Origin of the sequence: Filomicrobium sp., from assembly GCF_025698805.1 — a bacterium.
In the GTDB taxonomy this organism is placed as follows: domain Bacteria; phylum Pseudomonadota; class Alphaproteobacteria; order Rhizobiales; family Hyphomicrobiaceae; genus Filomicrobium; species Filomicrobium insigne.
This window is the reverse complement of the sequence record NZ_JAILWT010000019.1, coordinates 1-11,585: the sequence shown is the minus strand read 5'-3', so window position 1 is coordinate 11,585 and position 11,585 is coordinate 1. Positions and strand designations below refer to the sequence as shown.

12 protein-coding genes are annotated in these 11,585 nt (G+C 55.2%); 6 read left to right on the top strand and 6 right to left on the bottom strand.

Going from position 1 to position 11,585, the window contains the following annotated elements; translation table 11 throughout:
* The 3 genes from K5845_RS20715 to K5845_RS20705 form a co-directional block, all read left to right on the top strand.
* A partial coding sequence (locus K5845_RS20715; RefSeq protein WP_287959914.1) for a hypothetical protein occupies positions 1-235 on the top strand: 235 nt, incomplete at its 5' end.
* Positions 232-681, top strand: a complete 450-nt coding sequence (locus K5845_RS20710; protein WP_287959913.1) for a hypothetical protein — start codon at positions 232-234, stop codon at positions 679-681. The genes K5845_RS20715 and K5845_RS20710, both read left to right, overlap by 4 nt.
* Before the next feature lie 258 nt (positions 682-939).
* Entirely contained in the window at positions 940-1,680 is a 741-nt protein-coding gene (locus K5845_RS20705; protein WP_287959912.1) for a hypothetical protein, read from the top strand.
* A 52-nt stretch (positions 1,681-1,732) separates the two neighbouring features.
* Here the strand turns inward: K5845_RS20705 and K5845_RS20700 are convergent, their stop codons facing one another.
* Together K5845_RS20700 and K5845_RS20695 are read right to left on the bottom strand one after the other, a co-directional pair.
* Positions 1,733-2,071, bottom strand: coding sequence for a hypothetical protein (locus K5845_RS20700; RefSeq protein WP_287959911.1), 339 nt, complete (start codon positions 2,069-2,071; stop codon positions 1,733-1,735).
* Positions 2,072-2,128: 57 nt separating this feature from the next.
* Positions 2,129-2,776, bottom strand: coding sequence for an SOS response-associated peptidase (locus K5845_RS20695; RefSeq protein ID WP_287959915.1), 648 nt, complete (start codon positions 2,774-2,776; stop codon positions 2,129-2,131).
* A gap of 456 nt (positions 2,777-3,232) precedes the next feature.
* Between K5845_RS20695 and K5845_RS20690 the strand changes: the two genes are divergently transcribed.
* A complete protein-coding gene (locus K5845_RS20690) occupies positions 3,233-3,808 on the top strand; it encodes an NUDIX hydrolase (RefSeq protein WP_287959910.1) in 576 nt (191 codons plus the stop codon).
* A 54-nt stretch (positions 3,809-3,862) separates the two neighbouring features.
* Here the strand turns inward: K5845_RS20690 and K5845_RS20685 are convergent, their stop codons facing one another.
* The 4 genes from K5845_RS20685 to K5845_RS20670 form a co-directional block, all read right to left on the bottom strand.
* Positions 3,863-5,680 carry a UvrD-helicase domain-containing protein gene (locus K5845_RS20685; RefSeq protein WP_287959909.1) on the bottom strand — a complete coding sequence of 606 codons (1,818 nt, stop codon included), beginning with the start codon at positions 5,678-5,680 and terminating at the stop codon, positions 3,863-3,865.
* Positions 5,667-7,526, bottom strand: coding sequence for an ATP-dependent nuclease (locus K5845_RS20680; protein WP_287959908.1), 1,860 nt, complete (start codon positions 7,524-7,526; stop codon positions 5,667-5,669). The genes K5845_RS20685 and K5845_RS20680 overlap by 14 nt, the downstream gene beginning before the upstream one ends.
* Before the next feature lie 276 nt (positions 7,527-7,802).
* Positions 7,803-9,002: an ATP-binding protein gene (locus K5845_RS20675; protein WP_287959907.1), complete on the bottom strand. Its 1,200-nt coding sequence runs from the start codon at positions 9,000-9,002 to the stop codon at positions 7,803-7,805.
* Positions 9,003-9,364: 362 nt separating this feature from the next.
* Complete coding sequence (locus K5845_RS20670) at positions 9,365-9,553, bottom strand: hypothetical protein (protein WP_287959906.1); 189 nt, start codon at positions 9,551-9,553, stop codon at positions 9,365-9,367.
* A 236-nt stretch (positions 9,554-9,789) separates the two neighbouring features.
* Between K5845_RS20670 and K5845_RS20665 the strand changes: the two genes are divergently transcribed.
* Positions 9,790-11,034: a hypothetical protein gene (locus K5845_RS20665; protein WP_287959905.1), complete on the top strand. Its 1,245-nt coding sequence runs from the start codon at positions 9,790-9,792 to the stop codon at positions 11,032-11,034.
* 154 nt (positions 11,035-11,188) lie between these two features.
* On the top strand, positions 11,189-11,585 hold a 397-nt coding region (locus K5845_RS20660; RefSeq protein WP_287959904.1), incomplete at its 3' end, for a hypothetical protein.

The following is an 11,585-nucleotide window of genomic DNA, read 5'->3' as shown; positions in this document are numbered from 1 at the left end:
GTGCAAAACGGCGGAACTCGAGCGCGCCAACAACCGCTACCTCTATAACGAGCAGCATCTCACGGAGTTGATGCCCGCCATTTCAACGGCGGTGTCCGCACTACAGGGCCAGCGCCAGGAACAGGACACCCGCGAACAGCACATCCGCATCGAGTACCAGCAAATGCGTGACCAAAGGCAGGCGTCACGTCCCACCACCAAACAGCGCAAACGCTCGATGGGCATATCACGATGACCGACAAATCCCCCTTCGCCTCCTGGAGCGAGGACTACAAAGCCTCCCAAGCTAGGTCCACTGCCCAGCTACTCAAAGGCCTCGGGGCAAAGGAACATGAAGCCAGACGCCACCTAAAGGAAGCCATCGCCTACTATGAAAGCCGGCAATGGGTGAGCGATGGCATTGAGGCCGAACAGCTTGATGGCCTCCTCAACGACCTGAGGCAGAAGGCCGACACCGCTTACACGCTCACCTGCCAGACCTCAGACTACCTGAATGCTATCCTGAACAGCCAGAGATCCCACCTGGCGATCGGCACGGCCGCCGCGCGCCGCGACGAACTCATGCACGCAACCGGACCATTACCCCAAGAGGACACCGTCGAACCCACGCCGCTCGAGACCTTCCTGCAAACCTCACGCGCCCCAAAGCCCAGGACCCGCAAACGCAAGATGTCGATGTAGGTCGGCCAGCAGTGTTGGCACGCTACAACAACGCACTCCCTTCAATTACATGTCCTGTAAGAGGGATTAGCGATATGCTCCGTCCTTGAGGCATCAAACACTCTGCGCCTAGACTGTTAAGACACCTAAACATCTGTTTTCAAATACTGACGGAGGACGTCGATATCCGACTGGTTTATCAACGAGGCAACAAGACCATTGTCGAGACACGACAGCCCCGAACCCTCATTGAGGGTATGCCGAGTTCGTGGTGAGCCAATGTCCAAGCGTCTCATCCCCGAAAGCCTAGTCTCCCTTCACAGGGGAGAGGAATTCCTCCGCAGAAAGAGCATTGAGGCCATTCAGGCCAACACAAAATTGCTCCTCCATATCGAGATCGTGGAGTGTGCGATGGATGTGCTTGATGCCCTTCGGACGTACCCCACCGACGACGAAGACTTGAAAGTCATTCAGGTACTTGGGATGAGGCAGTTCAACGCTCTCGCATCGGCAACAAAGCTGATGCTCAGTGGCTATAACCAGACCAGCGCTCTCATCCTTAGGGACGTGATGGAAACGGTATTCCTGCTCGACTATTTCCGAACCGAGAGAAGTGCCATCGCGAAGTGGAGAATCGCTGATAAGGCAACACGTTTGAGAGACTTCAAACCCGTAAAGATTAGGGAAGCACTGGATAAGCGCGACGGCTTCACCAGCAAGAAGCGGGCAGAATTCTACGAGCTATTCTCCGAGTTGGCAGGGCACGCAAGCATGAAGGGCATCGGAATGTTGAAGCCCCATGGAATGGACGCCCAAATTGGGCCGTTCTTCGACGTCACAGCCCTTGCTGCCACCGTTGGCGAAATGGGGCGCCTCGCAGTTCAGGTTGGTGAAAATACCGGAGCCTTCTTGCCGTTGGATTGGCCCGAGGGGCAGCCTTTTTTTCAAGCCTTCACGCAAACGAAGCTCCGTTGGTATGCAGAGTTTTACCCCCGCATTGCCAAGAAGTACCAACAATAGAGGCAATTGCGGATGACTCCGCAGCCGAACCAGTACGCCAACAATTCCTCGTCTACATGACAAAGTACAGCCACACCAATCCGGCGATTCCCATAATGGCGAGCAAAGTCTGAAACGCCTCCACCAAGCGGGATTTCTCCTTGCCAGATGGCTCGCTCATGCTTGCCTCAGCCGGCCGTGTGCCTACCGCAAACGCCTCCCTCCACCAATCGTCAATCATTTGCACCGTTACCGGCAGCCCTAATTGCTGGTGCGTATTCACCCGTGCTGTAACGTACGCCCTCCGTTTCAGGATAAGATGTGCCATACTCACGTTGCCTGCTTGAGCATGCGCGTCCTGAAGCGTGTAACCGCGTGGCGCCCTCGCATCGACTACTGGAAAATCGCTCATCCCTCGACTTGCTCCCCATTTCCCAAAATTCATTTCTTCAAAATCAAATCGTCATTTTCAACCCGGCTGCTGTAGCAAATCCACTTTCTTTTCCGAATACTGAACAATCTCCATCCGATCGGCCGGATAAGATCGGACCAACGCCCGTGCTTCATCCACCGTACCGTTCAGCCAGGTATCAAACTCCTCCTCGGTGGTGAGGATCACCGGCATGCGGTTCGGGTGCACAGTGGCGACGAGGGGGTTAGGCTTTGTTGTCATGAACGAGTGAACCGCCAGATCCACCGTAGGTCCGTCTTTCTTCACCGCGCCACGGAACCCCCGCCAAATTCCGGCAAACGCAAAAAGGGGCCGATCACGGCCCAATGCAAACCAGTGCCATATGGCGGGACTTCGCCCCTTCGGTTCCGCAAAGGATGTCGTCGGCACGAGGCAGCGGCGATTTTCGAACGATGAGCGCCAGAACGGCGACCCCAGATTGTCATCGCGGAAATTCGTCACCCGCTTCGGTGCCTTGTCCTTCTGCGGCAGAACAAACCCCCAGCTCGAAAGGATCACCTCCCGTTCACCGTCTTCCGCCATCCGCACCACCGGCGCATCGTTGGCCGGATAAATGCCCGCCATGGGCTCAACCGCAGGCATCCGGTTGTCTGAAACACGAAACAGCTTGCCCACCGTTTCCCGGGTCTTGGTCATCGAGCGCATATTGCACATGCGGCTACACGTCCTTCATGTGGGGTACCCCTTTGACCCCGCGAGGGTACGCAGTCGTTCGTGTCTGTAAATCGTGAGATCCGCACTTGCTGCACACGCACCACTCGCGCAATTGGAACACCGGCGTGTTCAACGTCGCTCCCGCATCAAGAAAACGGCTAAGCAGAACGCTCCCCGAGTGTCTGCACTTCACGTTATTACAGCTAACCGACACCTTCGTCAGGGTATCATTATCAAGCACGTCTCGCACGCGCGTCGGACCGCTTCGCTCCACTGCAATGCCTCAAACCAAGCAATTTTGTTCACTTTTTGTTCTCTAGCATCCACTGCGACCTGTGGCAATATCCAACCCGTGCCGGCACTTGGCTAACGGCCAGCATCAGCATGCCGGAACGAGACACGCGCCCGGCACCACACGATCCTGGAAAAGGAATTCCGCAAAACATCATGACGCTGCAAAAACGGAACTACACCAAGAATGACCTGCTGGACGACATGGCCGCAGTGGAGCCGTTCGATGAAAAAGAGCGCCTAGATATCCGGGCCACCATTGAATTCCTACGCCGCGACAGTAACCCGTTTGACCGCACAAACTTCGCCGGACACGTAACCGGTTCGGGCTTCCTGCTTTCCCGCGACCGGCAAAGCGTGCTTCTCACCCACCACGCGGCTCTGGACAAATGGCTCCAGTTCGGCGGCCATGCCGATGGAGAAGCCGACATCCGAAGCGTCGCCCTACGAGAAACCGAAGAGGAGTCCGGCAGAACCGATATCAAGATCTTCACGCCCGGCATCTTCGACGTGGACGTACATGAGATTCCCGACAACCCGGAAAAAGGCGAACCGCGCCACCTGCACTACGACATTCGCTACTTGCTTCTGGCGCGAAGCATGGACTTTAAAGTCAGCCACGAATCCAAGGCCCTGCAATGGGTGCCTCTTCGTGAGCTGTCTGCCATGTTGGCAGCCCAATCCTTGAAGCGCATGGCCATCAAAGCAAGACAAATATATGAAGTGTTCTAGTTTGCCAGTAACGTGTTCAGCACTGTTACAGTTGTAAGCCTCCCGTGAAGGCCACTAGGGCAAAAGAACACATCGATCCCCCGCAGGTGTCAAAATCGTTGTAACCCTTTTGCCCCGGGTGATGCTCACCCTGAAGTTTTGGCGAGCCTGATCGGTAATTTCTGCCGCCTCGTTAGACCGAACGATACGACCTCTGTTGGCAACAATTTTTCCCTTATACCAAGACGGCCAGTGCTCAAAGATAATGACCTCATCAAACTGCTTTCCCTTGGCCTTGTGCATATTCATGACCACCACACCGGTCTCAGGCTTGGAGTTAGTGGAAAAATGCTCCTGAAGGAATGCCTGCCGAGTGATAGTCAGGGCATTTGCGTAAGCACCGTTCTCCCGCCAATCTTCCGATAGCTGCTGACGCAGTTGCATGCCACGGTCCAATACACGGAGGTATCGCACTTGCTCCCCCGCCTCCTTAAGGCGCGTGCAGCCTCCATCCTCTAAGACCCGCCTGACAGCCTTCCAATCTTCGTCGGGGATACCCTTTAGGCCAACCGCCCGTGCCTGCTCGTACACAGCGATCAACGGCGCGATGATGCTCTTCTTACGCATCGGCTTGTCAGCGGCCAAACGCGCAACCATGTCATCGTAGGCAGCACGAATCTTGTCTGCCTCATCCAGCGCTGCCTTGGTCGGATCTCCACCGCCTTTCCCACGGTAGTAATTGCACACAAGCTCAATGAAACCTTCCAAATGACGAGATTCGTCAGTGTGGGGCTGCAACAGCCACGCAATGAGTTCGGCGCCCAGAATGGCGGCATCCATCTCGATGACCGCGTTGTGTACGATAGCTGGCATTCCTCCCGGTGGAGTGCGCAATGCATCGGAGACAAGACGCGTCATATCCTTGGTCGGCACTAGAATGGCAATCGACCAATTCTTGACGTCCTGGCCGATCAAGCGCTGACGCGCCGCATAGATGGTCGTGACCAGCTTTGTCAGGGCGATCCCGCCAAAAGGGTTATACTCGTCGATAATTACACCGCTATAGGCGGCCTGCCGGAAATTGCCCGTCAACACGTCGTTGCCAAACTTGGCTATATCCGTTCCCGCACTCCGATGGTTGTCGGTGCTTAGATCAACCTCTGTCGGGGTGAACGCCTCGCGGAAATGGTCAAGCCGCTCCGGATCTGCACCAATCCAGTCGTAAATTCTTTGTTCCGGGTCGGCTAGTGCAATGAGGGTGCTATTCTCGCCCATCGCTTTGACCACCCGCCACTGATCAATATTCGTATCTTGGAACTCATCCAGGATGATTACTGGGAACATTTGAGCGACAAGTCTGCGGAGGCGCACACTTCCTTCAAGAAGGTCACCGACCAGGGGAGCATATAAATCGAAGCACACATGGCCTTGGGCTGCCAAGGATTGCCTCGCTTCAGACTCGGCAAGCTTCTTTGCCTGTTTTTGCTCCTCCTTCTGTTCTTCGCTCAGCCCCTTCCTCGGGAATCCAGAACGCAGAGCAGAAAGCTCAATCGCTTCTCCAGGCGGCGTTAGAATGTGCAACCGCCGCGGCAGGCCGATGAGATATCCGTGTGATTTGAGGATCTGCCAAAAAAAGGAGTGATAGGTTTCGACTTCGATCAGCCGCTTGATAGCTGGGGGGATATCTTGTTCGTATTCAATCGCTTCAACGACGCGCGAAACGGTGGCGCGCGCAAAGCTGAGAAACAGGACCTTCTGCCCGGCTTGCAAGGCTGGTGCAAGCTGAGCTGCTTTCAGGATTGAAACCGTTGTCTTACCGGAACCCGGTCCTCCAGTAACAAGAAGAGGGCCTTGCGCCTCCATAATCTCCTTCTGCTTGTCAGTTAGCTCCATTGGTAGTCGTCCCCGCAGGAGGAGTTGCTTGCGCAGCTGGGGCGGGCACAGCGGCGGCCACAGGCGGGTTGCAAGCAGCATTAAGCGCCTTACAGGCTTCTCTGATCCATGTTGGGATCTCGTCTTCGCTGCACCCACCCAAGAATTCAGCTACGGCACCATCGGCCTTGAAGGCTTGGAAGTAGTCTGACATAGCCTTCCGAATATCGGCATCAGGGTTAGGGTGCTTCGTTTTTAGGTGAGGAGGCCAGTCGACTTGGGTAGCGAAGCGCTTCAGCGCTGCCTCCGTCGTTCCCTTGAGCACTAAGTCCTCAAACCCTTTCTCGGCATGCATGAGAAGGATTTCCACTTGAGCCTTGATCAAGGCCTCGCTGGCGGCCTCCTGTTTATCACAGATCGCGAAGATGCGTTTGCCTAGGTCTTTGTAGAGCTTGCCCATCCCCGGGATGTTGGACTCGCTGGCGGCATCGACGATACAGATACCAAGAGATTCAAGCGAAGCGTACTCATCGGGCTTTAACTCGGACAATCTTCGGCAAGCGGCCGGGAACGCCGATGCCTCGGTAGCACCTTCCGCTATAAGGAGCCGGCGGGCCAACAGACCTTCGCAAAAGCGGATGCGGAATTCTTGCCGATATCGCTTTGCCTTCACGTTGGCTGGGAGAGTTATGCTCTGGCGCGCAAGGGTGCCATCATCGTCTCGACCGAGCACAACGGTATCCTCAATGCTAAACTCCTCAAGCACATAGGGGGAGTGGGAGGTAAAGAGTGTCTGCGAGGCAAGCTTGCGGACCTCATGAATGATACACTTCTGCGCATAAGGAGGAATTGCCGTTTCAGGCTCCTCCATCGCGAAAATAACGTTCTGCTTGTCCTCCGCAATCAACGAAAGCATCGCAAGAACTAGCATGTTGATCGTGCCGGTACCCTGCCGATAGAACGGCGCAGCATGGCTGCCGTTACCAGTGGCGATGAATGCCGTGATCGTCTTTCGAAGGTGCTCTCGCGTGAGATTGGACACCTTCAGATGCGGTTCGACGCCCCACTCCTTGGGGACGTACTTTTTGAGAGCACCATTGATGCTCTTCAGAATCGGAGAGATGCCAAGGTCTGGGTCACTCGCCACTTCCATCTCTCCGAGAGTAAGAAGTGTGGCCTCCCACATTTGCGGACGGACCTCTTTGAGCCTGAGGATGATGTCCAGAAGACTGCCGCGCTCGAGGCTCAGGGCACGTGATCCTGTACGTATGGACCGAAGGTAGAGAAACCCGCAGACCTGCTTGTGCTTTTTAGTGAACGAAGCAGACTTTTCCTCTTCCGTCAGTGACCTCGTAAAATACGTTTCTCCCTCGAAGTCATCTTCTTCCGGATCATACCAACCGTGGAAGGTTATCCTGAGTGCTTCGCTGATGTGCGTCGGATCAACACCGGCTGGCTCGGGCTCTGTGTAAAATTGGTCGGTTGCTGTGTTCCAGAACTCAACGTAGTCACCAAACTTCGCACGCTGCTCGTCACTCAAGTCGCAGACCGTGACCTCAATTTCAATTCTTGGAGCGTCCTCATTAGCAGCTGCAAGAGCCTGTTCTGCTGGAACTGCAGCAGTGGCTCCACCATCGTTCACTACTGTGGCAGCAGATTCAATAACGTAATTCCCCTGAAAGAAATCGTGCTCATCGATAGGTGGCTTTCGGTTCAATCGGTCAGGCCCCAAGACGAGGTCCAACGCTTCCAAAATTGTTGTTTTTCCGGTGTTGTTATCACCAATTAGAACGCCGTGAGTAGGCAACAGAAGAGTGGCCGCCTTGATTCCGCGGAAATTCCTTATGTCTATCCGACAAGCCTTCACGTCCCCATCCCCTCGGTATTATTCATAAATAAATCAGCAGGCTGAGGGCAACTGCAATCGGTTCGAAATAGAGCAAGTCCACCGACGTTTCGTTGTCGGAGACGAAGAGCATCGACGGGGGCGAAGGAGGATCGGTCATTGCGCGGACATTATTGTCCCAAAGGGTTATATCCCGCAAGAACGTAACAGGTACGGCCGGCAGACATATGGGTTTATGAACAGATGATTTTCAACCTGATAGCAGGGTAGGAGCTGCGGCGGCTTCTGCTGTCATTGTCAGACCATCCCCGCCGGGAACGCGTTGACCGTCTCCGACAAGGGATAGATCTTCTCCACCATGCAGACGATGGCGCCGTGGCCCTGCTTGAGGTTCAGACTATCCCCAAGCATGAGGCGCCGCGCGGTGCGGCCGTCGGGCCGGGAGGTGGTTTTCACTTCGATGGGTACCAACGTGTTTGAGCCGATGGAGAGGATGTCCACCTCGCGGTCGTTGTGATCGCGGAAGTAGGTGAAATCGGGCTGTTGGCCGCTGTTGTACCTCCCCTTGAGGACCTCGCTGACCACATAGTTCTCGAGGAAGGCGCCTGCGGCCGCTCCACGCGCCAAGGCTTCAGCGGTCTTCCAACCCCCCAGCCATGCCGCCAGTCCGGTGTCGAGGAAATACATCTTCTTCGCCTTCACCAGTGTGCTGGTGTGGTTGGTGTGGTACGGGGCTACGAAGGTGATGATGCCGGAGGCTTCGAGGATAGAAAGCCAGTTACGGACCCGTGTGTTCGAAATGTCGGCCTGGTTTCCCAGCTCGTGCATGTTCAGCAATTGCCCCGTCCGCGCCGCCGCAAGCTGCATGAACAGCAGGAAGGCGGTCTCGTCGCCGACGCGCGCCAAATCCCGCACATCGCGCTGCAGATAGGTCTGGACGTAGGCCGGATAGAATTCCTCCGGCGTGAGGCCTCGGCCGTCGTGGAGGGCGGGGTAGCTGCCGCGCCAGATGCGCTCGAATACATCGCCCACCGGTAGGGCATTCACGGGCATCGAAAGCCGCTGCTCCAGCGGCGCGGCGTCAGCTTCGCCGAGCAGCTCCCGGGTGGAAAGTCCTGCAAGGCTGAGAACGGCAACCCGTCCAGCCAGCGATTCCGTGACGTTCTTCATCATGTGAAATTGCTGCGAGCCGCTGAGCCAGAACTGCCCCCGGCGCTGGCTTTCATCCACGCGCATCTTGATCAACGGAAACAGCTCAGGGGCGTACTGGACCTCATCGATGATCGTGGGGCCGTTGAAGCGCGACAGGAACAGCTTGGGTTCCTTTTGCGCCTGCAGACGGTCTTCCGGGTCGTCCAGCGTGACGTAGTCGGCATCCGGCACGGCGTGCTTCAGCAAGGTCGATTTGCCAACCTGACGGGCGCCGGTCACCAAGATGACGGAGTATTTATTTCCGAGATTGAGGAGGGCATTTTCAAGGGAACGCTGAATAAACAATGTAGGGTACTTTCGTTTTCAAAGCGAATATACCATATATTCTTTTAAAGAGCCATACTGTGCGACGAATTCCGAATGAACAATAAACGGATGAAATTCGCGACACCACATCACCGCAACAATTATTGGATACGAGGCCCACGCCCTTTCTGGCAGCAAGTCCCGACTTAGCGCTCCCGTATTATAAAATACTTTCAACACCGGCAGAACGCCGGCAGGAGTCAACACTTGGAGAAATCTAGGAACTAATTAAATGACAAAAGTGAACCTAATTACTGATCTCGACAAACACGAAAATTGGGCACGACCGTTGACCTCAACAATTTAACATAACTAACATTATGAGAAAAATACTAATTAATTCATTGCCTTATGTGGCGATCAATTTCGGCACGAACCTTGCGGAAGAATGTGTCGATATCAAGCATCCTCTCAGGATGCTGCTCCGCTTCATCGCAGCGGCGTAGGGTTTCCTTCCACCACGCCTCTGTTTCGATATATCCCGCACCATGTTTATCAAGGCTGATGCTAATCGGCTCGGCATTTACCATGCTGCTACGCTTTCGTTATGCACATCTTAATACATACCAATAATGTCCACAAAGACATTCGCAGCCACCTGACATCCTCAAGCATATAATATGACTAAACGTCAGCTGCTGTGCAGCTATTCTAAAAGCCAACTTCTCACCAGATTGTCGGCATTTCAACTGCTTCGCACTTTGTCTCGACACTTAAATATATATTTCCGTTGCCATAAATCTATTTCTCCAATATCAAGAATTCCGTGAAACTGACCAATTTGAAAATTGAAACCGCCCCCAACCCTAATTGGGTGCGCACAAGTATTGATGTCACCTTCACTTCGACATCGGAAAAAAGGAACTATTGGTTCGAAGTCGAGAAGCCTTTTGCCTCCTACCTTGAAGCAAACTGGGATGCATGGCTTTGCTTTGCCGCGCCATACGCACTTCTGCTTGGCGAAGACATTGAAATAGACGGCCCCGTCGACCGGCTGCTGTTCAATAATGTCTCAGCGCTAATCCGCCAGTGGAAGCAATTCCATCCCCAGTACCGCTCACCCAAACTCAACACCGCAGGTTTCTCACCCCCTTCTTCGCCCAAGCCCCAAGAAGTCGGCGCGTTCTTCTCCGGCGGGGTCGATAGCCTTTTCACCCTGCTGCGCAATACCGGTTCCCCCAATTCCGGTCTCGACGGGCACTATACCGTCGACAAACTGCTCCTGGTCTGGGGCTTCGATATCCCCCTCGACAATGCCGCCCTCTTCGACACCACCCGGACGTACCTTCAGGATGCGGCCGAGAAGCTTGGCAAAACATTGATCGTCATCCGCACCAATCTCCTCGAGTGGCACGACACCTATGAAAACAGCTGGGAGAAAGTCGTCCATGGCTCCGCTCTCGCCGCCGTGGCCCACCTCCTCGGAAAGAAGCTTCATACCGTGCTCATCGGCTCCACCTTCACCTATGGCCAGCTCATCCCGTTCGGTTCGCACCCCCTCACCGATCCCCTGCACACGTCCTCACGTACCCGGATCGTCCACGATGGCGCACAGTTCAACCGCATCCAGAAAACCCTTCACATCGCCACAAGCCCGATGGCCCTCCAGCTCTTGCGGGTCTGCACGAAAACCCTTCACGCCGACCAGCTGAACTGCTCGAGGTGCCAGAAATGCCTGCGCACCATGCTGACCCTCGACCTCGCCGGCCAAACCCGGAATGCGCGCACCTTCAGGTGGGATGGCTACTCCCCCAACCTGTTCCGCAACATCTTCCTGAAGACCTATTCCTCGAAGCTTTTCGCCGTGGAAATCCGCGCCTACGCCACTGCGCTCAACCGCCAAGACGTCGTCGCGGCCGTAAGTACCGCCCTTATGCGCGCCAAACTGCAAAGCCCGCTTGGGATTTTGGAAACCTTTCTCCGAAACCGTTTTCCGAAACTGCTGCGATACAAATCCCGCCTGCTGCCGATTAAGAAGCGGATATATGCCCTTTGCGGATTTTCCGGCTGATTATCCCGCATTCCGCTCATCCAAACCCCGTCAGGAGTTTTCCTGACCCGCCTAAGATCCGGTCCCATATGCTTTCAAAAGAAAGCAACCCGGACTGCCCTACAAATGGCCGCTCCTCCGTGAAGACCAAGATGCCGCATCGCTAGAGGCCCGCTTGGCCTTTCACCTCCACCGGCTGCGCCTGACAGGCAAACCCCTCCATCATGCCCTCAACGGGAAAGTTCACACCTCCACGGCACTTGCGCAGGCCAGACAACCGCTTTCCGAACCGGCCGTGATCGCTCTGGCCGAGCTTCTTGCAATCGACGCACAAGAGCTTCTGCGCGCCCTCACAGAACCCGAGACCCGGGAATGGGCCTTTTACCGGATCAGCGCACAGAACCGCCAACACGTCTTAAATGCCGCGAAATCACAGTGGGAAAACTTTGGATTCACTACAAAGGATGCCGCTCGCACGATGAACATCCATCGCACGCGCCTAATTGACTCCTTGATGGGAAAGCGACCGCTTATCCTCGACTGGCAGCACGCCACCCGTCTACTCGACGCCA

Excerpts from the sequence above, each read along its gene's own strand:
- K5845_RS20710 (WP_287959913.1), top strand. The coding sequence starts at position 232 with ATGACCGACAAATCCCCCTTCGCCTCCTGGAGCGAGGACTACAAAGCC.
- K5845_RS20705 (WP_287959912.1), top strand. The coding sequence starts at position 940 with ATGTCCAAGCGTCTCATCCCCGAAAGCCTAGTCTCCCTTCACAGGGGA.
- K5845_RS20700 (WP_287959911.1), bottom strand. The coding sequence starts at position 2,071 with ATGAGCGATTTTCCAGTAGTCGATGCGAGGGCGCCACGCGGTTACACG.
- K5845_RS20695 (WP_287959915.1), bottom strand. The coding sequence starts at position 2,776 with ATGCGCTCGATGACCAAGACCCGGGAAACGGTGGGCAAGCTGTTTCGT.
- K5845_RS20690 (WP_287959910.1), top strand. The coding sequence starts at position 3,233 with ATGACGCTGCAAAAACGGAACTACACCAAGAATGACCTGCTGGACGAC.
- K5845_RS20685 (WP_287959909.1), bottom strand. The coding sequence starts at position 5,680 with ATGGAGCTAACTGACAAGCAGAAGGAGATTATGGAGGCGCAAGGCCCT.
- K5845_RS20670 (WP_287959906.1), bottom strand. The coding sequence starts at position 9,553 with ATGGTAAATGCCGAGCCGATTAGCATCAGCCTTGATAAACATGGTGCG.